This window comes from Brevibacillus brevis (assembly GCF_001039275.2).
Taxonomy (GTDB): Bacteria; Bacillota; Bacilli; order Brevibacillales; family Brevibacillaceae; genus Brevibacillus; species Brevibacillus brevis_C.
On the sequence record NZ_CP030117.1, the window covers coordinates 5313201 to 5334199 of the forward strand.

Here is a 20999-nt window from a genome sequence, read left to right on the forward strand (position 1 = left end):
CTTTCGCGCTTCATTCTGCACCCAGATACGCCGCAATCACTCGCGGGTTCTCCTGAATCTCACGCGGGGTTCCTTCTGCGATTTTTGATCCTTGATCCAATACTACGATGCGGTCCGCAATCGTCATGATCATGTCCATGTCATGCTCCACTAGCAAAATAGCCGTTCCATTGTCGCGAATCTCGCAAAACATGCGGCTCATCTCCGCCGTCTCGGTATGATTCAGACCCGCAGCAGGCTCATCCAACAAGAGCAGCCGCGGCTTGGCTACTATTGCGCGGGCAATCTCCATCAGCCGCAGCTTCCCGTACGGCAAGCTCCCAGCCAGCGAGGACACTTCCTTTGCCAGTCCTACATTCTCTATCCACGTCTGTGCCTGCTCCTGCATCAACTTCTCTTCCTTACGGGACTTTGCCAGATTCATGCCACAGGAAAAGATACTCGCGCTTGTCTTGGTATGCATGCCAACCATGACGTTTTCCAAAACGGTCATATCGTCAAAGGTCTGGAGGTTTTGAAAGGTTCGCGTGATGCCCAATCCGGCATATTCATAGCCTTGCACACGTGTCAATGGCTGGCTGCTGAAGCGAATCTCTCCTTCCGAAGGCGGGATCACACCCGACACCATGTTGAGTACGGTGCTTTTCCCAGCGCCATTCGGGCCGATCAGCGCGAGAATCTCTCCTTCCCGCACCTGAAAATCTACTTGATTCACTGCCCGTACGCCGCCAAAATCACGAGAGAGCTTTTGCACATCCAAAAGTGTTGTCATGTTGCAGCCTTCCTTTCCACCTGCTGCTTTCGCTGTGCTTCTTCAGCCATGGCCTTCGCCTTTTTCGCCTGCCCTTTTTCGAAAGCAGCCCGGATGCGCGGAACCAATCCTTCTGGCATGAACATAACGATCAGCACGAGAATCGCACCGAATACAATCGTGTCCACATCCCCCTGCAAGCCCGGCACCACTTCACTCAAGAGGACCAGCGCTTCACTAATAAAGCCAATCAGGATCGTCCCGATCAAAGCGCCCCAGATGCTTGTCATCCCGCCGATGACGACCATCGTGAGAAACTTGATCGATTCGTGCAGTCCGAACGGCTGCGGATCGAGAATTCCCATGTAGTGGGCGTACAAGCCGCCGGAAATACCAGCGAACATGCCACTTACCACAAAGGCATTCAGCTTGAACTTGCGGACATCAATTCCCATCGAGGTCGCGGCAATCTCACTTTTGTGAATCGCCCGAAACGCTCTGCCGACGCGTGAGTTCAAGAGATTAAGAGAGAAGAGCAGCACACAGGTGACGACTCCCCAAATCAGAAAGTACATAGATAGCTCGCTTCCACCGAAGAAGGTCATTTGTGGAATGCTGATCATCCCGTTTGCTCCCCCGGTGACCGACTCCCATTCCGTAATCCCGATCTGCACGATATAGCCAAATGCGAGTGTCGCCATCGCAAGGTAATAGCCTTGCAGCCCCGCTATCGCCCGCCCGAGGATAAAGGCGAATAACCCTGGAACAATCGCAGCAGCTATGAGGCCGATAAATGGCGGCAGACCGTACTTCGTCGTCAATACTGCCGACGTATAGGCACCTATCCCCCAAAACGCTGCTTGTCCCAGCGAAATTTGTCCCGCCAGCCCCATTACGAGACATAGCCCGATGGTTACGATTGCTTGAAGACCGATAATAATTCCGACAGAACGATAGTATTCATCTGGCATCACGAATGGGAAAAGAATCATCAAAAACAGGTAGATTCCTATACTTTTGCCCCACTTATCGATGATCTGCTTCATCATAGCCCTCCTTTTCCAACGCTGCGTTCTCCAAAGATGCCGGATGGCTTAATCAACAGCATGCCGATCAACACCAGAAAGGCGATCGCGTCCTTCATACCGGAGCTGATGTAGCCAGCTCCCAGCGACTCGACGATCCCGAGTAAAAAGGCGGCTACGGCTGCACCCAATGGATTTCCGAGTCCGCCAAGAATGGCTGCGGAAAAGCCTTTAATTCCGAGCAGCACGCCAACATCGTAGGACGTTACGGAAAGCGGCGCGATCACGATTCCTGCAATCGCTCCTGTCGCTCCACTGATCGCGAAGGCCAGCATACTCATCTTTGTCGGGCTAATCCCCATCAGGCGAGCTGCCATCGGGTTGACCGAACAGGCGTTAATTTTTTTGCCGAGAATCGTCTTGTCCATCAAGTACCAAAGTAAAAAAAGAATGATAAGAACAGCAGCCAAAATCCAGATACTTTGTTGGGCGATCATCACGCCGCCGATCGAGATCGGCTCATTGCTCGTAATCGGTTCGAGTGCAAACGCATCTTTTCCCCAAATAAAGCTGGCAATGCCACGAATGAGTGTGGAAATCCCTATCGTCAAAATAATCAAACTAATTGGATTAGCCTTTTTGACGTAAGCGATTACATATTTCTGCATCAAAACACCGATCAAGGTGACCATGAGGATCGCGAGCAATGCCGCCAAACCATATGGAAGATTCATGCCAATCAAAGCAACTGTGACCATTCCGCCCAGCATCAAAAATTCACCCTGCGCCAGATTAATCACCTTGCTTACGTTGTAAATCGTGATGAAACCAACCGCTACGATCGCGTAAATCCCGCCACTGACGAGGCCGTTTGCAACGTACTGCAGCAATTCCGTCATATTCGTGCTGTACCCCCTTTGTTTCGCGTCCACCAAACTACACCCAAGTAAAACGCTTACATTTTAAATAATGGAAAACCAATTGATTGAAAAAGACCCTAGACGTGCTAGGGCCTTTCCTTCGCAGCTTTCGCCTATGCAGATGGCGCAGCTTCATACACGGTCTCGAAGAATCGTACTGCCCCTGGATTCAATAACTGGTAGTAATTTTGGAACAACTGATCCGCCTCTTTGCCCAACCACAGCTCTGGCAACAATTCCTGCGGCAAATCAGGATCGATGAACAAGAACTTGCGGTATTGGTGGACGAGCTTTGTCTTTTCCACGAAGCAATGGCTGTCTGGAACCTCTTCCCCATTGCTAAGTTTGGCAGCAAGCTGCTCGTATTCCTCTCGGTAGGCATCGATGAAGGCCTTGTATTTTTCATTGATTTCATCGATATCCCAGCACTTCTGTACGAGCTGCTTCGGATTGCTCCAGCCCATATGCTCTGATGTAAAAATCTCCACATACTCTGTAATCTCGTGCGCTTCCGTCAGGTCCTTCACGCGATCACTGAGGTTATTCGGGCTGATCCATGTGCTGGTCGTCAGCATCCCGAAGCCCATCCAGCCCAGTTCCTTCCGCAGTTGATCACGCAGCGCACGACGCTCCTCTGGGATGTTGTAGCTGGCAATGCACCACTTGCCGTCCCACACATCTGTCTCGACCTTATAAATACGTGCCGCTGCCTCTTCCAGCCGCTTTTTGCCGCGCTCGGATACCGAGTAGAAGCTGCGGTTCCCTACTTTTCGCGATTCCAGCCAGCCTTGGCGAAGCATCCGGGAGATGGCTGCACGAACAGCCGGCTCCGACAGTCCGAATTCCCCCATCAGCTTGGTCAGACTACCAATCCAGATTTCGCTTCCATAATGGCGGACGTATTCACCGTAAATTGTAAAAAGCATGGATTGTGGCTTCACGTTTCTTCTACCCCCAAATCGATTCATACCTATTAGCTGTGTGAAATTGTACCATATTCTGTAGGAAGTGCGTGAATCGACCGAGAGTATATGACGATAAAATCGTATAACGTAATTTAAACGTAATTATAGTAAAACATTTTAAAAGAGTCAATTTATTCTGTCATATTTATTTATTCCCATTTACTTCCTGCTCGATCTCCGCTTGCAAGACCTCAAAACGCCGCTTGATCTCGTCCTTTTTGAAGATAGCCTGGACGAACGTCCCGAGTCCTACACGATTACGCGTAGTGTCCGCCGTAACCTCGCACACTACGCGTTTTTCGGTAACCTGCACACAGGTAGCCCGGAACGTAACCTCCTGACCAATCACGGCTGGGCCGACATGCTTGATGTCTACAGCAAATCCCGAGCCCTCCTCATCGGCTTCCAGGAATGGTAAAATGACGCGTCTTCCTGCCCATTCCATGTAATAAATCATACTGACGGTCGACATCACGGGATGCACGACTTGGCCCTCAAAAACAGGCAGCATGTCCTTTGTCACCGTCACAGTAAGTTCTTCTGTCGTACCCGGCTGGAGTCTATCTATCAAGAGTACCTGCCTCCCTATATGCCCAAGCTACACACGCTCGATAATCGTCGCAATCCCCTGTCCAACTCCAATGCACATCGCTGCCAACCCGTATCGGGCATCACGACGCTCCATTTCATACAACAGAGTAGTCAGGATACGCGCACCGCTACATCCGAGCGGATGGCCCAAAGCAATCGCTCCGCCATTTACGTTGACCAGATCAGGGTTGATCCCTAGCTCACGTACACTCGCTACTGCCTGTGCCGCAAAAGCCTCGTTGAATTCGAACAGATCAATTTGCTCCAATGACAAGCCTGCCTGCTTCAGCACTTTGCGTGTAGCAGGTACAGGTCCAATTCCCATCACGGAAGGATCGACACCGGCCACTGAGGATGCAACGATTCTTGCACGAGGCTTCAAGCCGGCTGCAAGAGCCGCTTCCTGTTCCATGATAAGCAGAGCGCATGCTCCATCGTTTAGACCGCTGGAGTTGCCTGCTGTGACGCTGCCATCTGCCTGGAATGCTGGTTTCAGCTTTTGAAGCTGTTCGATGGTCGTCTCCGGACGTGCATGCTCATCGTGTTCAAACAGCGTAACCTCACCTTTTCGCCCTTTCAGCTCTACGGGAACGATCTCTGCCTCCCACTTTCCTTCTGCCAAGGCACATGCATAATTATGCTGACTGCGCAAAGCAAACTCATCTTGCGCTTCACGGCTAATGCCGTATTGCTCCGCTACCTTCTCCGCTGTCTCCCCCAAACTGATCGGCGGATACATCTCTTTCATTTTTTCGTTAACCAAGCGCCAGCCCAACGTCGTATCGACCAACTGCTGATTGCCGCGCTGAAAAGCCGTACCAGGCTTCATCATCACCAGCGGAGAGCGTGTCATACTCTCTGTCCCGCCCGCAATATAGACGTGACCTGCTCCAGCTTTGATTGCATTCGCGCTTTGGTTCACAGCCTCCAGACCTGAGCCGCACAGGCGGTTCACTGTCACTCCCGGCACCTCGACAGGCAATCCCGCCAACAGAAGTGACATACGCGCGACATTGCGGTTGTCCTCCCCAGCCTGATTGGCACAGCCCATAATGACATCATCAATCGTTTTCGGATCGATGGAGTTGCGTTCCAGCAATTTTTGAATCACCAATGCACCCAGGTCGTCCGGGCGCACATCCTTCAACGCACCACCAATACGACCGATTGGCGTGCGTACAGCATCTATGATGACAGGTGTACTCATTCTTCCACTCCTCCCATGCACGAGGGCTTTTTTTCTATAGCGCTTCTACCAACGTGGCCAATCCTTGACCGCCGCCTATACACAACGAAACGATTCCGTATTTCTTTTGGCGACGTCTCAGCTCGAAAAGAATCGTACCTGCCAGTCGGGCACCGCTCATGCCGAGTGGATGACCCAACGCGATTGCGCCACCGTTTACATTGGTTTTCAAAGGGTCCAGTCCCAGCTCGCGCATGCAGGCGAGTGACTGGGAAGCAAAAGCTTCATTTAACTCAAACAAGTCGATTTGCTCTACGGTCATGTTCGTCTCTGCGAGCAGCTTGCGGATCGCAGAGACCGGACCAATGCCCATAATGCGTGGATCAACACCAGCACTGACGAAATGAACAATGCGCCCCAGAGGAGCGACGCCTGTTTTTTGCAGCATTTCTTCATTCATCAAGAGCAAGGCTGCTGCGCCATCATTGATACCGGAGGAGTTGCCTGCTGTGACGCTCCCCTCTTTTCGGAAGGCAGGTCGCAACTTGGACAATGACTCCACACTGGAATCTCTTCTTGGGAATTCATCCGTATCAAACAGCGTTTCTTCCCCTTTTTTCCCTTTTAACGTGACTGGAATAATCTCATCGCGGAACAGACCTGCATCTATCGCGTTGATAGCCCGAGACTGACTCTCTGCCGCAAAACGATCCTGATCTTCACGACTGATGCCGAATTGCTCCGCCACGTTTTCCGCTGTATCTCCCATGGTCAGTTCACCATACAGCGAGACAGGAGCAGAACGAGGTCCGCCAAAAGACTCGACCAGCGTCTGTCCGCCGCGTTGATACGGCTGCTCGAATTTTTCCATGATGTACGGTGAACGAGTCAAATTCTCTACACCGCCCGCCAGCATAACCTGACTATGTCCTGCCTGGATGGACTGCGCAGCCAAATTGACTGCCTCTAGCCCGGATGCACACACCCGATTCACAGTCAGACCAGGTATGGTGTTAGGAAGCCCTGCTTTTAACAAACCAACGCGTGCAATGTTAATAAACGGTCCTGCCGATATGACGTTACCCATGATGACCCCATCAACAATCTCACCGGATTGTCCTGCCTTCGCAAGTGCTCCATTCAAGACAATGGCTGTCAGGTCGTCGATGGGGGTGTTCTTCAGACTTCCGCCCAGCTTGCCGATTGGTGTACGTACTGCTGCTGCTACGTACACCTCCTTGTTAGTCAAGCTCATGCCTCTACACCCACTTTGTCCTCGTACGTGTAAAAGCCTTGCCCACTGCGTACGCCGACACGCCCTGCCAGCACCAGCTTGCGTAATAGCGGCGCAGTGCGATAACGCTCCTCGGCCAGATCGCGCTGCAAGCCTCTCGATATCGCAAAAATCTCATCCAAACCGATGCGGTCTGCCCATTCGAGAGGGCCGTATGGGTAGTTGGTGCCTTTTTTCATTGCAATATCGATATCGGTAGCGGTTGCTGCTTTTTCCATCAGGGTAAAGGCAGCCTCGTTGATAATGAGCGTTAAAATGCGCGGGAATACGAGACCTACCTCGTCGTTTACGATTTCCGTCTCTTTCCCGAGCGACTGAAAGAAGTCTTGCGTTACTTGAATCGTATCCAGCTCCGTTTGCAGGGCGGGGGCAATCTCGATCAGCTCCCGTTCAATCAAGGGCACGAGCGTTCCAAACCCGCAAACGCGTTCAGGATGCTGTGTCCATGACGCTACCTCTGTCGCTGTAATCGCGAGCGAAGTCGTGATGATCGGTACGTTTGGTGGCAATAGATCATCCAACTCGCGCATCTGCCTCTTTTTCGCCTGCAAATCAACGCTATTTACTTCCACAGCCAATTCAACCAACTCAGGTTCCGCCATCGCTTCTGCAAGCGTAAGCACCTGGTAGCCTCTTTCCATCATCAAATGATTCAACTCTGCGTACAGCGGGCTTGTGCCCACGAGCAATACAGCCTTATTTGTTGTAGTCATAGAAGCCTTCCCCCGTCTTTCTGCCCAAGCTACCGGATTGAACCATTTGTTGCTGAATCCGGCTAGGCTTAAATCGTCCTTCATGGAAGAAGTCAGTATAGACCGATTTGGTGGTGGCAAAATTGATGTCGATGCCAATCATGTCTTGAAGCTCAAACGGTCCCATTTTGAATCCACCCGCCAGCTTCATAATGCGGTCAATCTGCTCCACACCTGCCACATGATCGCCAAGTATACGCAATGCTTCATTATAGTAAGGCCGCGCGATTCGATTGACGATAAAGCCAGGGGTGTCCGTCACCAGAACAGGCACCTTGCCCAACTCTTGCGCAAATCGATACGCCACCTCCACATTTTCCTCGCTCGATTTTTTCCCGCGAATAACCTCAACCAACGGCATGACGGGTGCCGGATTGAAAAAATGAAATCCGAGAATGCGCTCGGGATGCGAAAGCCCCCCTGCAATCTCCGTAATCGAGATAGAGGAAGTATTCGTTAATAAGAGGGCATCCTCTCTGCAAATCCCAGAAAGCTGGCTGAAAATGCTTTTTTTCAAATCAAGACGCTCTGGCACCGCTTCGATGACGATATCGCAGTCTGCCAACTGCTCTATTTCCGATACGAGATGGACCAGCTCTAGCGTCTCTGTCATTTCTTGTTCACTGATTTTGTTTTTCTCCACATCTTTTGTCAGGATCGATTCCAAATAGACAAGCGCTTTGTCCAGCACCGCCTTATTTGCATCCAGCAGCATGACCTGATGTCCTTTGCGAGCACAGACGAGAGCGATCCCCGCTCCCATTGTTCCCGCCCCAATGACGCCTACTGTTTTTATACTCACTTGGGCTTGCCTCCCTTCGCCTCTAACGGCCTGTAAAACGAGGCGCACGTTTTTCCATGAAAGCGGTGACCCCTTCCTTATGATCCGCTGTGCTGCCAGCCGCTTCTTGTGCAAAAGCTTCATATGCCAAGGTCTCTTCCAACCCCATCTCAAGCCCCTTGTACATCGTGCGCTTGATCAAACCAATCCCCTTCGTCGGCAGTAACGCCAGCTTGCGCGCATACGCCAACGCATCCTCCATGAAGCTTTCCGCAGGGTACACCTGATTGACCAATCCAATTCGCAGTGCTTCCTCAGCGGATACCTTTTCCCCCGTCATCGCCAGCTCCAACGCCTTGCCGATCCCGACGATGCGCGGCAAGAAATAGCAGCCTCCTGAATCAGGAACGAGCCCGATGTTGACAAAAGCATTGACGAAGGATGCCTTTTCCGAAGCCAGGCGAATATCGCACGCCAGCGCAACACTCATGCCTGCACCTGCTGCAACACCGTTAACCGCTGCGATGATTGGTTTCTCGGTTTTTTGAAACTGGAGGATCATTGGATTGTAGCGATCCCGTAAGAAACCACCGTAATCCACATCTCCTCCATCAGAAACGTCACTGAGATCCTGACCCGCATTGAACGCCCGCCCTGCTCCGGTAAGAACGACGCAACGCACATCCGCATCCTTCTGCGCCTGCTTCAACGCATCGGTGATTTCCATATTCATGACGGCTGTAAACGCATTGAATTTGTCTGGACGATTCAAAGTCACCACTGCTACGCCTTCTGACACTTCATAAAGAATCGTTTCGTACATGGCCGCCTCCTAATTTCCCGTAAAACGGGGTTTGCGCTTCTCCAGAAAAGCTTGCATGCCTTCTTTTCGATCTTCACTTGCCAAAAGAAGATAAAAGCCGTTTCGCTCGTAATCCATTCCCTCTTGAAGGGGAAGATCCCCAGCTTTGTACACGGCTTTTTTGATGACCTGTACCGCGAGTGGCGGCTGCTGGGCGATTTGCTTCGCCAGCTTGAGCGCTTCCTGATAGTACGCCTCCACTGGCACTACCCGATTGACCAGTCCGTATTTCAACGCTTCTTTGGCCGAAATCGGTTCACCTGTGAGCAGCATCTCCAGTGCTTTTCGCTCACCTACTACACGCGTCAGACGCTGTGTACCACCAGCCCCAGGCATGACACCAAGCTTGATTTCCGGTTGACCAATGACGGCTGTCTCCGAAGCGATCACCATATCGCAGTTCATCATTAATTCACAGCCACCACCGAGCACAAAACCGCTGACGGCACCAATAATCGGCTTGGATATGAGTGAGATGCGATCCCAAACCGCGAACTGATTGCGCTTCATGATATCGATGGCTGATGCTTCCGCCATTTCATTAATGTCAGCACCCGCTGCGAACGCCCTCGCGTTGCCAGTCAGGATGATCACCCGAATATCCGGGTCGCGGTCCATTTGCTCCAGCTGGTCAACCAATTCGTCGACGAGCTGCAAATTCAGTGCGTTTAGAATCTTCGGTCGATTCAACGTAATGATACCGACACCATCTTCACTGGCTACGCTAATATATTCATAGGCCATGAACTGTCACACCCTTTTTTTTACAGGAGCTGGTTTAAATAGCTGCCTGTGATTTGTTCCGGTTATCCACGACACGAATCGCTTTTCCTTCGCTGCGCGTCAAGGAATTCGGCGGTTGCACCCGCAGTACCACAGACACGCCCAACGTATTTTTGATGTCATGACAGATTTCTTTCACCAATGGCGAGAGTGCAGAGCTGTCATTCCCACTGATCTCATTTGCATATGCTGGTGTCAACTCGCAGTGCACCTCAAAACGGTCGAGGGCACCGTCGCGTTCAATGACGACTTGATAGTGTGGAGCCAATTGGTTGAAGGTAAGCAGAACGGATTCGATCTCTGTCGGGAACACATTGACCCCGCGAATAATGAGCATGTCATCTACACGCCCTTTGATGCGAGACATCCGCATGGTTGTCCGTCCGCACTTACAGGGCTCAGGATTGAGGGAAGCGATATCACCCGTACGGTAGCGCACAACCGGGAATGCTTCTTTCGTCAGCGACGTGAATACCAGCTCACCTTCTTGTCCGTATGGGAGCACTTCTCCAGTATTCGGATCGATAATTTCTGCGTAGAAATGGTCTTCTGCGATATGCAGACCATTCTGCACTTCATGACATTCAATGGAAACACCTGGCCCCATCACTTCGCTCAGCCCGTAAATGTCCACGGCTTTAATGTCGAGCTCATGCTCCAACTGTACGCGCATTTCTTCTGACCACGGTTCTGCACCAAAAATCCCGTACTTAACACTCGTCCCACGTGGATCGATTCCTTGCTTCTTCATCTCTTCCACGATATTGAGGACATAGGATGGCGTTGCTGCAATGCCACGTGGTTTGAAGTCCTCGATCAACGTAATTTGACGGGAGGTATTGCCACCGGATACTGGCACTGCGACTGCGCCCATGTGCTCGATGCCGTTGTGCAGACCCAAACCTCCTGTAAAAAGGCCGTAGCCATACGCGTTATGGAAAATGTCTCCCGGCTCTCCGCCTGCACAGCAAATGGCGCGCGCCACGATTTCTGCCCAATTCTCCAGATCTTTTTTGGTGTAACCGACAACAGTCGGTTTTCCTTTTGTCCCGGATGAACCGTGAATGCGTGCTACTTCCTTCATTTCGACTGCAAACAGATTGAACGGGTAATTTTCTCGCAAATCTGTCTTTTTCATAAATGGAAGCTTCTGTATGTCTTCGATTGATTGGATATCTTCTGGTTTCACACCAGCCTCATTGAATGCTTTTGTGTGGAAAGGAACGCGCTCATATACGCGTTTGACCGTTTCTTTCAAGCGTGCCAGTTGCAGTTCCGTCATTTTCTCTCTTGGTAGCGTTTCCATTTCTGTATTAAAGATCATGTCGCTTCCCTCATTCCCTTGCGTTATGACTCAGTAGGAGTACGTATTTGAAAATGTTACTCGCCCTTAAAAACTGGTTTTCGCTTTTCGCGAAAGGCTTCCAATGCTTCCAAACGATCTGTCGTGGGAATAATCACTTCATAGCACATGGTTTCGATATCCAGACCTGTCTGCAAATCGACACTGCTTCCGCGATCAATAGCTGATTTTGCCTGATAAACCGCCAGCGGAGCATTTGCCAAAATCTCGTTTGCCAGCCCCATTGCCAGTTCACGAAGCTCCTCTGTATCTTTTGCAATCGCATTGACAAAACCGATTTGATACGCTTCCTCCGCTTGGATGCGCCTGGCAGTCAGGATCAGCTCCTTTGCCTTCGAAGGTCCGATCAAGCGAGAAAGCCGCTGCGTACCACCCGCCCCAGGAATGATGCCCAAGCTCACCTCTGTCAGACCCATTTTGGCATCTGCGACGGCATAGCGGAAATCACAGGCCAGTGCTAACTCAAAACCCCCGCCAAAAGCAAATCCGTTGATCATGGCAATCGTCGGCTGCGGAAGCCTCTCCAACGCAGTAAATACATCGCGGATTTTGCGGACATTGCGGCGTACCTGCTGTTCCGTCAGTGTACGGCGCTCCTTTAAATCTGCCCCTGCACTAAATGCTCGCCCTTCTGCCTTCACGATGACCACGCGAATCTCTTTTGCATCCAGGCGCACCTGCTCAATCAAGTTTCCCAGGCGCTCCAATGTATTGTAGTTCAGCGCATTCAGCTCGTCTGGGCGATTTAGTGTAATCAGTCCTATATGTCCTTCACGTTCAAAACGAACGCTCTCTTCCATCATCAACGTCCTCCTTGTGCAGGCGGGTTAACCCGCGCATACGTGCCGGTAGCAAAAGCCACAAGCTTGCCATCACAAGTCACGCGTGCTTCCATCACGATCAAGCTTTTTCCTTGTTTCAATACATGGGATTGTGCCTCAAGTATCTCACCGCGAGCGGGGTGCAGGTATTGAATCTTGCTCTCCACCGTCACACATTGCTGTACGCCATCCACATGAGGTGCTGCCCCATGCCCCATTGCCACATCGGCTAATGTCGCCGTAACGCCTCCGTGTACGACACCTTCGATGCTATTGAACAGCTCGGGGCGAATTTTCAGTGCTACCTTACAGCCCTGTTCATCTCGGTGCACAACTTCTATGCCCAGGTAGTGGTTGAATCGATTACGGATCTCCACTGACATCTTTGCCCCCTTTCTCGTATCGTCTTGAAACAGTGAAAGGAGCCTAAGCACATGGCTTTTGGCATCCTTTCTCCGTTTTATTTTCGCTGTCAGTTATTCGTTTTCGTCGATCTCGACGAAGTAATCACTTTTCCGGTATGCCAGTGCATCCAATGTCGCTACCAGGCCATGCTCCGTTTCTACACGGATACGATACCAGGCTGTGCGATTGTTTTTCTTCTCTTCTGTCGCTGTTGCCACTAAGCGATTCCCTTTCATGGCAGCAGCCAAAAATCCGATGTTCATCGACAGTGCCACAGACGTTTTCCCATAGGAATTACAGGCTGCTGCAAAAACAAAGTCTGCTAGGGAGAAGATGATCGCGCCATGAGCGGTGCCGTGCGCATTTAGCATATGCTCGGCAACTGTGACTTCCGCTGTCGCCGTTCCTTCTCCCAGCTCAATCAGCTTGATACCTAAAAATTGTGCAAATGGATCTTGCTTTAGCTTTTCACAAATCTCTGCGTAATGCTTCTGATGGAGCGCTTGTTCGTCTATCAATCTTTTCGTGGTCATGATTAAACTACTTCTGCAAAATGCATGGACACAATTGGTCCAGCGAAGCCACGGAGGTCTTTTCCTGCTGCGCGACCTTCTGGAGATGATAACGCTTCCATCAAAGCTTCTTTTGATTCAAAATACATTTCTGCCATCAGATGCAGGTCGGATTCTCCCATTGGTGTTCCGTAGATTTTGCTCACTTCCATTTTGATTAAGCCAGGCATTTTTTCTGCCAATGGGCCATGTACCTCGAAATAATGCTTGTCAAAAGCATCGATATCTTCGGGCTTGCGATAAATTGCTACCAATTTCACCATCATGATCCCTGCTTTCCTCAGATTATAGTCACAATGTGTGACGACTAATTCATATAACGTTATTTTAACGCATGTTAATATTTTTATTATATAAAGCCTTCGTGACAGGTGCAAGTATTTTTCAAAAAGCAAGAAAACTCTGTCGGATTGTATCCCCCCTTTTCTTCATGTTTATGACTGGAAAAAGGCTGACAGAATATGCTTCGATGGGGAGTCTTCCAGCTTTTGTGGTCGGGGGAGCCCTCCCACCTGTTTTCCAGTCGCCTGTATCCTCTCTTCGTTCGGAGGATCTCCTTCCAAGCATGTGACAGGACTTTCGAACAGATGTGGCTGTCTTCGGTTTTTCAAACATTTGTTGGGGAATTTCAAGGAATCCCCGTTGAAATAGCTTTCTCGGAATTTAATAAAAGCCTCGTGGGAAGAAGCGAATTTCCAGTCCAAGCGCCTCTGGAGCCCGACCCAGCGTAGGGATGAATGGCGGGAATGGTTTTAGCTTCAACCTCTGCTACCCCTTCTTCGAAACTGCTACTTTTGAAGCGTTCCCGCCATTCATTCCGGAGCGGACAGTCGATCTCTCAGCGGGGCGTAGGCCGAAGCGTAGACTGGAAATTCGCTTCTTCCCCTCCACTACAGCTACTTCCAAAACAAAAAAGAGGACAGACCTAATGTCTGTCCTCTTCTATTCGCTCCACTTCCTAGATCCAAACCCAGAAAATAAAGACGAAAATTGCCAACAGGATTACGAATAACCCTGCAAAAATACTGATACGTGCAAACTCATGACCTTTTTGATCCATGTGCATCCAGACATACAACTGGAAGAACGCTTGAACGAAGGCCAAAGCAACGATGAATGGTACGGTAAAACCTGATGGAATTGCTTCATAGGCCACTGCAATGAATGCCAGTGCAGTCAATACGAGAGATCCGATGAAAGCAACTAGGTGTCTTTTCGGACCCTCGTGTTTGACTTTCGGCTTGCGTACCTCTTCATTATGAGCTTGTGCTCCCATAGATTATCCCACCTTTCCACCGATCATACCCATGAGATATACCACGGTAAAGATGAATACCCATACAACGTCGATAAAGTGCCAGTACAGACATGCCAGATAGAACTTCGGTGCAGTTACTACCGTCAGGCCCTTTTTCGTTGCAGATACTTGCAAAAGGATGATCCAGCTAATCCCGAACGCTACGTGAGCTCCGTGGAATCCAACCAATGTGTAGAAGGCAGATGCAAATGCACTTGTAGACATTTTCAGTCCTTCATTCACATAGTGTACGAACTCGTAAATCTCCAAAGCAAGGAAGCCGAGACCGAGTAATACAGTGATGGTCAGCCAAAGCTGAATCTTTTTCAGGTCTTTTTTGTGCAGAGCCAGTGTAGCCATAACACTTGTCATCGAGCTGGTAAGCAAGAGAAGTGTTGCCACGGCAACGAGATTCATGTCAAACAACGCTTGGGACGTTGGTCCACCATTTGCCTGATCACGAAGAGCGATAAATGTTGCAAACAAGGAACCGAAGAGAACTGTCTCCCCACCGAGGAAGAGCCAGAAGCCAAGAACCTTATTCTTGCCTTCAAGGGTGGCTTTTTCCGGTTCGTCAGGCAATACTGCATGTGCGTGATGGTTAGCCATTAAGCCTTAACCCCTTTCTCTTCGAGTTCATCCTCATGAATGTGATAGCCTGGATCGTCTTTCACAGAACGGGTAAACATGCAGCCGAGTGTAAAGAGCAATCCAATGACTACGACCACATAGTTGTGGTAGATAAAGCCGTAGCCTGCTACGAACAATCCGAGAGACATCAGGAATGGCAAGAACGATGGCGATGGCATGTGAATGTCGCCAATAGGCTCCGCAGGCGTCATGCCTTTGTTACCAGCCATTTTCTCCACCCACAACGCATCCAAACCGCGAACGAGAGGCGTTTGAACGAAGTTGTACTCAGGCGGCGGCGAAGGAATCGCCCATTCGAGTGAACGTCCATCCCATGGATCAGCAGGAGCGCGTTTGGAGCTCTTCGCTGCAACGACTACGTTGATCAAGAATAGGATGGTACCGATCGTCATACCAAATGCACCAATCGTACTGATAAAGTTCCCCATATCCAGGTTCTGATCTTTGAGGTATGTAAAGACGCGGCGCGGCATCCCCATCAGACCCAGGAAGTGTTGCGGGAAGAATGTAAGGTGGAAACCAATGAAGAACGTCCAGAAGTTCCATTTACCGATTGTTTCGTTCAGCATTTTACCGAACATTTTCGGCCACCAGTAGTAAAGACCAGCGAAGAGACCGAATACGAGACCCCCTACGATAACGTAGTGGAAGTGAGCAACTACGAAATAACTGTCATGGTATTGGTAGTCAGCCGGCGGAACCGCAAGCATAACCCCTGTCATACCACCGATTGTAAACGTTGGGATAAATCCTACTGCAAACAGGTTTGCGGTAGGGAAGCGGATTTGACCGCCCCACATGGTCAACAGCCAGTTAAAGATTTTGATACCTGTAGGAACAGCAATCAACATGGTTGCAAGTCCAAACAGCGTGTTTGCAATTGCACCCAAACCTGTTGTGAACATGTGGTGAGCCCACACCATGAAGCCCAAGAAACCGATCAGCGCAGTTGCAAATACCATGGAGCTGTAACCAAACAGACGCTTTCTTGAGAATGTAGAAACCACTTCAGAAATGATACCGAATGCCGGGAGAATCAAAATGTATACTTCGGGGTGACCGAAGATCCAGAACAAGTGCTCCCAGATAACAACGTTACCACCTGCGTCAGGGTTGAAAAAGTTTCCGCCGAACAAACGGTCAAACATCAACAGAACCAAACCAACCGTAATCGCAGGGAATGCGAAGAGGATCAAACCGGATGTAATAAAGGACGACCAGGTGAACATTGGCATGCGCATGAATGTCATGCCTGGAGCACGCATGTTGATGATGGTAACCAGGAAGTTAATACCACCAATCAGCGTTCCGAGACCGGCAATTTGCAAACCGAGCACGTAGAAGTCTACGCCGATTCCACTGTATTGATTCAAAGCCAAGGTTGTATACGATGTCCAACCAGCATCAGGTGCGCCACCCAAGAACCAGCTTGTGTTCAGTAGCACTCCCCCGAAGAAGAATAGCCAGAATCCGAGTGCGTTAACAAACGGGAATGCTACGTCGCGAGCACCGATTTGAAGGGGAACGATCGCGTTCATCAAAGCAAAAATGACCGGCATAACCGCCAAGAAAATCATCGTAGTGCCGTGCATCGTAATTAATTCGTTAAAAGTCTTTGCTCCAACTAATTCAATCTCTGGGTACATCAACTGCAAACGAATCAGCAGGGCTTCCAAACCACCGGCCAAGAAGAAAATTCCACCAGCAATCAGGTACAGGATCGCAATCTTCTTATGGTCCACTGTCGTAAGATAATCCCACAGCCCCGAGCGATTTGGTGCATGAGAAGCATGTGCAGACACGGGTTTACCTCCTTTTTAAGCGTCACTGCCTATGACGATTGTCAATGCAATAAGTTTTATGAGGTTTTACTTTACTTTTTCTCGCTTACACTCAATGTCCCCATATACTCTACAAGCGCTTTCACTTGGTTGTCATCGAGGTTGAGGTTAGGCATTTTGTTGCCTGGCTTCATTTTTTGCGGATCTTTCAGCCACTCTGCAATGTTTTGCGGCGTATGTGCTTTGATACCTGCTACACGTTCGCGATCTGCAAAGTTCGTCAGGTTTGGCCCCATCTTACCGCCTTTACCTGCCACAGCGTGACATCCCAAACAGCTCTTATCGAAGATTTGTTGACCTTCTGCAGCCAGTGGAGAAGTTGCCGTTGCAGGTTCTTTTGCCTGAACGCCCTTCATGTTAGCTACCCAAGTGTCAAAATCTGCTTGTTCCATTACTTCTACCTTGAAGTCCATCAAGGCATGGGACGCTCCACAGAGCTCCGCACATTTACCGTAGTAAATGCCTGTTTTGTCTGCTTGCAGCCACATTTTGTTTTCTTGCCCTGGGTTCGTATCGATTTTACCGCCCAATGCAGGAATCCAGAATGCGTGCTTAACATCAGACGCTGATAATACGAATTGAACCTTTTTGCCAACTGGCAATACCAAGTCTTGTGCAGTCGCTACTCCAAGATCAGGATACTCGAATTCCCACCAGAATTGGTGCGCGGTAACCTTTACTTGAACAGCTTCCTCTTTCGGGTACTCCTTGTGCAGTGCGAAACCGGTAGTAACAGTTGGAATCGCCATGATGATGAGGAGCAAGAATGGAATTACCGTCCAAAGAATTTCAAGTGCATGATTTCCTTCGACCTGCTTAGGAATGCCTTGCTGTCCGGGACGCTTACGATAACGGATAAGGACGTACGTAAAGATCGTCATAACGACAATGAAGACGCCGATCATGATAGCGGAGGACAGCTTCATCAGGTCAAACTGCATCGCAGCTACCGGACCAGAGGGCTTGAGCGCTGAGAGCTCATCTTTGCCACACCCGGTTAACACTAGCGCCAGCAGAGCAAACAGGGAAAACTGACGCCAATACTGTTGCCAACCCTTCATACCAATGAACCCCTCTTTCTTCGTGTTGGTAACGTTCTAGCCACGCCTACAACTAGAAGTTTTCGAACTTTTCTATTTGCATTAAGAAATCGCATTCAATACTTTCCACAACTATAATACCCAATCAGGAAAAGTATTAGCAGCTATTCCAAAAACAAACAGCAAAGTAAGGGGCAGTATTGTACACTTCTACCCAAGCGTGGTAACCATTTAAGTATACATAAATTTTCCTTAATACAAAGGCTATTTGTTATGATTTTGTTAACAAATTTATGAACAAATTTGTGAACTTTGCAGTTAAATACTACCATAACATCCAATTAAAAGGAGAAATCCATGCAAAAAAGACCAATTGCACTAGTCACTGGTACCTCAAGTGGCTTTGGCAAGCACGCATCAGTCGCTTTAGTCAAGGCCGGTTTTCAGGTAATTGCTGCTATGCGTGATCTAGCAAAAAGGGACCCTCTTGACAAATTAGCAAGCTTGCACATAGATTCTGAGCATCTGGAAGTCATTTCCCTTGATGTTACGCATCCGGAACAAATTCAGGATGCGATCTCCTCCATCATTGCAAAGCATGGGCGCATCGATCTGTTGGTGAACAATGCCGGTTACGCGTTGGGCGGCTTTGCTGAGGAAGTCACGTCTGAGGAATGGCGCAAGCAGTTCGATGTAAATGTATTCGGACTGATCGACGTTACTCGGGCGGTCTTGCCTTATATGCGGCAACAGCATTCTGGACGAATTATTAACGTCAGCAGCATCAGTGGGCGATTTGGTTTCCCCGGTCTCTCGCCGTATGCCGCATCCAAGCATGCAGTCGAAGGCTTCAGTGAATCGCTTCGCCTTGAAATGCTACCCTTTCAGGTTGAAGTCGTGCTTGTTGAGCCCGGCTCCTTTCGCACAGCAATCTGGGAGAAAGGAATGCAAGACCAACAGCTTGATGAAGCCTCTCCTTACGCCTCCCAAATGAAACAACTGATGCGTCACGTAGAAGCGATCATAGAAAAAGCACCTGCACCCGACGCAGTCATCTCGACGATTGTCCATGCGGCCATCACTCCCAAGCCACGATTCCGCTACCCGGTTGGCCGAGGTGTGGCACTCACGATCACCGCAAAAAATTGGCTTCCGTGGTCATGGATTGAACGGATCGTGACAAAACGATCATAATGATTGATCCATAAAAGAAACACACCCCCTGAAGAGTGTGTTTGCGAGTTGAACACTATGCACTTTCCGTTCGTCCTGTGCGTATCAGCCAAACATGTTGGATATATTCAGCTACGCCAAAAAATATCGCAACAAAACCGGCCCCGATTGCAGCGATTTGAGCCGTCGGCAAAAACACAATGCTTCCATAAACGATCAAAAAGCCGATAATCAAGTCAAACATGGTTGTCAGCCAAAGACTCCCTGATGTAAGAATCGCCCTGTCCAAAAAATATCCGGCGACTGCCAAGACAAATCCGACTCCGATGGACTGATATAGATTTGCGAAATTCACTTCTGGAAAGAGAGCATCTGCCAAAACGACCAACACCGGACTAACGAGCAGCTTCATCAAAAGACCGTCCACGTCTATTTACTCTCCTTTACTGGGGGTGTACTCAGTATGCCCCTCGTTTACTTCAGCCATGTCATAACGCCGTCATATACCGGCTTGTAAACCATTTCCATCCAATAAACAGGATTGGGAACAACCCCTTTTTCGGCTCCTGCGTACAAGCCAACACTAATGACAATCAACCCGAGAAAGACAGCGATCTCTTTGCGCTGCCGCTTCCGAATCAATCGGGGCAGCTCGTATGCACAAACGATGATGGATATAACGATGACAGCAAATGTCGACATACAAACTCCCCCTGACCCTGTTACACAATCACTTTTCTTCAAAGGCATTATTGATGGTTCCTAAACGTCTGATTTTCACATCAGCTATGACATGTACAGGCAGCTTGGAAAATTCCTTATCCCAATTGCTCCCTATCTTCTTCCATACTTTCGGATATTTTCGATGGATCGCTTCTCCGAATCCATATATGTCTACTCCATTTTTCTTGGCATTGGCAATTGCTTTTGTCGCCAATGCTACCATTGATTTTTTCGACTCTTTTTCCAGCTCCTTGATCGTATCCTCCTCTGTCAGATCTAGCTTGCATTGCACTTCTCCAATATCATTTTCCAAACCGATGTGAACGATGACTTCAGGTGCGCCATTTTTCATGGTTGCCTCGATTTTGGCGTCGGCGTGCATGACTTCCATCGTCAAGAGTCCTCCCCCCTTGCAAGGCAAGCTTCCGACCGTGCTTTTTACTTTGCCTGTAATGTAACTATACGCTTTGCTGTCCGCTTCACTCAGCCAGTTGAACATCTTGTCTCCCCGAAAAGTAGCCAATGTCGTATATTGAAGAAGCACGGGCGTATCTATTTGCTCGACATTTTTCCGTTGATCCCCCTCCCTTGCAGGTCCGGTTAGTCGCACGCCTGTCAATACAGCTTGCTTCCCTTTGCTGGTAAAGTCGGTAATCAATTGATCCATCGTAACCGCTGCGGTAGGCGCCCATACTTTTGAGGATGTCTCCAAAGAAGCAAACATTTCTGTCGAAGGAATTTGCTCAAGCGGTGTGATCACTCTCAGAATATTGCGTGCCGTCGTTCCTCTTGCGATAGCGACATAAAAGTCAGTTCGAAACTCGTGGTCACGCGAGACAAAATCGACGACAGGAGCGATCCCTTCTCTCGCAACCTCCTCGCCAAATATGAGCATCCGCGTGTGCGCCATATAAATTTTCCGGGGAGAGATCGTGGTCATTTTCCTCACAGCCTCAAAAATCGTCGGAGCGTTCATGGTAAAGAGAGTAACAGGCGAACGTCCTGGCTTCCCCTTGTTGGCCGCTACCTCCGCAGGGTCTACTACTTGAACCGAAACTTGATAGCCTCCCTGCACTTTATCAATGCCGATCCCGACAGCAATCGCCAAATCGTTCAGTTCTTTTCGATCCCAACAACCAGGCAGGATAATCACGAGCGCGATGCAGAGAAGAACTTTTATCCCTTTCACTGGTGCCCACTCCT

At 49.5% G+C, this 20999-nt stretch carries 24 protein-coding genes; 1 reads left to right on the forward strand and 23 read right to left on the reverse strand.

Annotated elements, in window-relative coordinates; all coding sequences use genetic code 11:
• Positions 1-10: 10 nt before the first annotated feature.
• The 20 genes from AB432_RS25710 to coxB form a co-directional block, all read right to left on the reverse strand.
• Positions 11-772 (reverse strand): ABC transporter ATP-binding protein, encoded by a 762-nt coding sequence (locus AB432_RS25710; RefSeq protein WP_048034709.1) that lies wholly within the window; start codon positions 770-772, stop codon positions 11-13.
• Positions 769-1800, reverse strand: coding sequence for a branched-chain amino acid ABC transporter permease (locus AB432_RS25715; protein WP_235617551.1), 1032 nt, complete (start codon positions 1798-1800; stop codon positions 769-771). Before AB432_RS25715 ends, AB432_RS25710 begins: the two co-directional genes overlap by 4 nt.
• Positions 1797-2675 (reverse strand): branched-chain amino acid ABC transporter permease, encoded by an 879-nt coding sequence (locus AB432_RS25720; protein ID WP_048034711.1) that lies wholly within the window; start codon positions 2673-2675, stop codon positions 1797-1799. The genes AB432_RS25715 and AB432_RS25720 overlap by 4 nt, the downstream gene beginning before the upstream one ends.
• A 134-nt stretch (positions 2676-2809) precedes the next feature.
• A complete protein-coding gene (paaX, locus tag AB432_RS25725; protein ID WP_048034712.1) occupies positions 2810-3637 on the reverse strand; it encodes a phenylacetic acid degradation operon negative regulatory protein PaaX in 828 nt (275 codons plus the stop codon).
• A 169-nt stretch (positions 3638-3806) separates the two neighbouring features.
• The gene (locus tag AB432_RS25730) at positions 3807-4232 is read right to left on the reverse strand and encodes a thioesterase family protein (RefSeq protein ID WP_048034713.1); all 426 of its coding nucleotides are present in this window, start codon (positions 4230-4232) and stop codon (positions 3807-3809) included.
• A gap of 27 nt (positions 4233-4259) precedes the next feature.
• Entirely contained in the window at positions 4260-5459 is a 1200-nt protein-coding gene (locus tag AB432_RS25735) for a thiolase family protein (RefSeq protein WP_048034714.1), read from the reverse strand.
• A gap of 34 nt (positions 5460-5493) precedes the next feature.
• Complete coding sequence (locus AB432_RS25740; RefSeq protein ID WP_048034715.1) at positions 5494-6693, reverse strand: thiolase family protein; 1200 nt, start codon at positions 6691-6693, stop codon at positions 5494-5496.
• Positions 6690-7445 carry a 3-hydroxyacyl-CoA dehydrogenase family protein gene (locus tag AB432_RS25745; protein WP_048034716.1) on the reverse strand — a complete coding sequence of 252 codons (756 nt, stop codon included), beginning with the start codon at positions 7443-7445 and terminating at the stop codon, positions 6690-6692. The genes AB432_RS25740 and AB432_RS25745 overlap by 4 nt, the downstream gene beginning before the upstream one ends.
• On the reverse strand, positions 7429-8286 hold the full coding sequence (locus tag AB432_RS25750; RefSeq protein WP_048034717.1) for a 3-hydroxyacyl-CoA dehydrogenase family protein: 858 nt from the start codon (positions 8284-8286) through the stop codon (positions 7429-7431). The genes AB432_RS25745 and AB432_RS25750 overlap by 17 nt, the downstream gene beginning before the upstream one ends.
• Positions 8287-8308: 22 nt before the next feature.
• Positions 8309-9088 (reverse strand): enoyl-CoA hydratase-related protein, encoded by a 780-nt coding sequence (locus AB432_RS25755; RefSeq protein WP_048034718.1) that lies wholly within the window; start codon positions 9086-9088, stop codon positions 8309-8311.
• Positions 9089-9097: 9 nt separating this feature from the next.
• Positions 9098-9871 carry an enoyl-CoA hydratase-related protein gene (locus tag AB432_RS25760; RefSeq protein WP_048034719.1) on the reverse strand — a complete coding sequence of 258 codons (774 nt, stop codon included), beginning with the start codon at positions 9869-9871 and terminating at the stop codon, positions 9098-9100.
• A gap of 34 nt (positions 9872-9905) precedes the next feature.
• The gene (gene paaK, locus AB432_RS25765; protein WP_048034720.1) at positions 9906-11234 is read right to left on the reverse strand and encodes a phenylacetate--CoA ligase PaaK; all 1329 of its coding nucleotides are present in this window, start codon (positions 11232-11234) and stop codon (positions 9906-9908) included.
• Between the two features lie 56 nt (positions 11235-11290).
• Positions 11291-12076 carry an enoyl-CoA hydratase-related protein gene (locus tag AB432_RS25770; RefSeq protein WP_173629206.1) on the reverse strand — a complete coding sequence of 262 codons (786 nt, stop codon included), beginning with the start codon at positions 12074-12076 and terminating at the stop codon, positions 11291-11293.
• A complete protein-coding gene (locus AB432_RS25775) occupies positions 12076-12477 on the reverse strand; it encodes a PaaI family thioesterase (protein ID WP_048034721.1) in 402 nt (133 codons plus the stop codon). The genes AB432_RS25770 and AB432_RS25775 overlap by 1 nt, the downstream gene beginning before the upstream one ends.
• Positions 12478-12570: 93 nt before the next feature.
• Positions 12571-13032: a PaaI family thioesterase gene (locus tag AB432_RS25780; protein ID WP_048034722.1), complete on the reverse strand. Its 462-nt coding sequence runs from the start codon at positions 13030-13032 to the stop codon at positions 12571-12573.
• 2 nt (positions 13033-13034) lie between these two features.
• Positions 13035-13334 carry an EthD family reductase gene (locus AB432_RS25785; protein ID WP_007723387.1) on the reverse strand — a complete coding sequence of 100 codons (300 nt, stop codon included), beginning with the start codon at positions 13332-13334 and terminating at the stop codon, positions 13035-13037.
• A 695-nt stretch (positions 13335-14029) separates the two neighbouring features.
• Positions 14030-14347 (reverse strand): cytochrome C oxidase subunit IV family protein, encoded by a 318-nt coding sequence (locus AB432_RS25795; protein WP_007723383.1) that lies wholly within the window; start codon positions 14345-14347, stop codon positions 14030-14032.
• Between the two features lie 3 nt (positions 14348-14350).
• Positions 14351-14977 (reverse strand): cytochrome c oxidase subunit 3, encoded by a 627-nt coding sequence (locus tag AB432_RS25800; RefSeq protein WP_048034724.1) that lies wholly within the window; start codon positions 14975-14977, stop codon positions 14351-14353.
• Complete coding sequence (gene ctaD / locus AB432_RS25805) at positions 14977-16821, reverse strand: cytochrome c oxidase subunit I (RefSeq protein WP_048034725.1); 1845 nt, start codon at positions 16819-16821, stop codon at positions 14977-14979. Before ctaD ends, AB432_RS25800 begins: the two co-directional genes overlap by 1 nt.
• Positions 16822-16892: 71 nt before the next feature.
• Entirely contained in the window at positions 16893-17921 is a 1029-nt protein-coding gene (coxB, locus tag AB432_RS25810; protein WP_048034726.1) for a cytochrome c oxidase subunit II, read from the reverse strand.
• A gap of 336 nt (positions 17922-18257) precedes the next feature.
• On the opposite strand from coxB, the gene AB432_RS25815 reads away from it, so the two are divergent.
• On the forward strand, positions 18258-19094 hold the full coding sequence (locus AB432_RS25815) for an oxidoreductase (protein ID WP_048034727.1): 837 nt from the start codon (positions 18258-18260) through the stop codon (positions 19092-19094).
• Between the two features lie 55 nt (positions 19095-19149).
• Here AB432_RS25815 and AB432_RS25820 read toward each other — a convergent pair whose 3' ends face one another.
• Genes AB432_RS25820 through AB432_RS25830 form a run of 3 tightly spaced genes read right to left on the reverse strand, consistent with a single transcriptional unit; the run spans position 19150 to position 20985 of the window.
• On the reverse strand, positions 19150-19500 hold the full coding sequence (locus AB432_RS25820; protein ID WP_048034728.1) for a DUF2512 family protein: 351 nt from the start codon (positions 19498-19500) through the stop codon (positions 19150-19152).
• 47 nt (positions 19501-19547) lie between these two features.
• Positions 19548-19775 (reverse strand): hypothetical protein, encoded by a 228-nt coding sequence (locus AB432_RS25825; protein ID WP_048034729.1) that lies wholly within the window; start codon positions 19773-19775, stop codon positions 19548-19550.
• A gap of 28 nt (positions 19776-19803) precedes the next feature.
• On the reverse strand, positions 19804-20985 hold the full coding sequence (locus AB432_RS25830; RefSeq protein WP_048034730.1) for a Ger(x)C family spore germination protein: 1182 nt from the start codon (positions 20983-20985) through the stop codon (positions 19804-19806).
• Positions 20986-20999 lie beyond the last annotated feature (14 nt).

What these genes read in the sequence shown, in the direction of transcription:
- AB432_RS25710 (WP_048034709.1), bottom strand. Translation starts at nt 772, where the DNA reads ATGACAACACTTTTGGATGTGCAAAAGCTCTCTCGTGATTTTGGCGGC.
- AB432_RS25715 (WP_235617551.1), bottom strand. Translation starts at nt 1,800, where the DNA reads ATGATGAAGCAGATCATCGATAAGTGGGGCAAAAGTATAGGAATCTAC.
- AB432_RS25720 (WP_048034711.1), bottom strand. Translation starts at nt 2,675, where the DNA reads ATGACGGAATTGCTGCAGTACGTTGCAAACGGCCTCGTCAGTGGCGGG.
- AB432_RS25735 (WP_048034714.1), bottom strand. Translation starts at nt 5,459, where the DNA reads ATGAGTACACCTGTCATCATAGATGCTGTACGCACGCCAATCGGTCGT.
- AB432_RS25740 (WP_048034715.1), bottom strand. Translation starts at nt 6,693, where the DNA reads ATGAGCTTGACTAACAAGGAGGTGTACGTAGCAGCAGCAGTACGTACA.
- AB432_RS25745 (WP_048034716.1), bottom strand. Translation starts at nt 7,445, where the DNA reads ATGACTACAACAAATAAGGCTGTATTGCTCGTGGGCACAAGCCCGCTG.
- AB432_RS25755 (WP_048034718.1), bottom strand. Translation starts at nt 9,088, where the DNA reads ATGTACGAAACGATTCTTTATGAAGTGTCAGAAGGCGTAGCAGTGGTG.
- AB432_RS25760 (WP_048034719.1), bottom strand. Translation starts at nt 9,871, where the DNA reads ATGGCCTATGAATATATTAGCGTAGCCAGTGAAGATGGTGTCGGTATC.
- paaK (WP_048034720.1), bottom strand. Translation starts at nt 11,234, where the DNA reads ATGATCTTTAATACAGAAATGGAAACGCTACCAAGAGAGAAAATGACG.
- AB432_RS25770 (WP_173629206.1), bottom strand. Translation starts at nt 12,076, where the DNA reads ATGATGGAAGAGAGCGTTCGTTTTGAACGTGAAGGACATATAGGACTG.
- AB432_RS25775 (WP_048034721.1), bottom strand. Translation starts at nt 12,477, where the DNA reads ATGTCAGTGGAGATCCGTAATCGATTCAACCACTACCTGGGCATAGAA.
- AB432_RS25780 (WP_048034722.1), bottom strand. Translation starts at nt 13,032, where the DNA reads ATGACCACGAAAAGATTGATAGACGAACAAGCGCTCCATCAGAAGCAT.
- AB432_RS25785 (WP_007723387.1), bottom strand. Translation starts at nt 13,334, where the DNA reads ATGGTGAAATTGGTAGCAATTTATCGCAAGCCCGAAGATATCGATGCT.
- AB432_RS25795 (WP_007723383.1), bottom strand. Translation starts at nt 14,347, where the DNA reads ATGGGAGCACAAGCTCATAATGAAGAGGTACGCAAGCCGAAAGTCAAA.
- AB432_RS25800 (WP_048034724.1), bottom strand. Translation starts at nt 14,977, where the DNA reads ATGGCTAACCATCACGCACATGCAGTATTGCCTGACGAACCGGAAAAA.
- coxB (WP_048034726.1), bottom strand. Translation starts at nt 17,921, where the DNA reads ATGAAGGGTTGGCAACAGTATTGGCGTCAGTTTTCCCTGTTTGCTCTG.
- AB432_RS25815 (WP_048034727.1), top strand. Translation starts at nt 18,258, where the DNA reads ATGCAAAAAAGACCAATTGCACTAGTCACTGGTACCTCAAGTGGCTTT.
- AB432_RS25825 (WP_048034729.1), bottom strand. Translation starts at nt 19,775, where the DNA reads ATGTCGACATTTGCTGTCATCGTTATATCCATCATCGTTTGTGCATAC.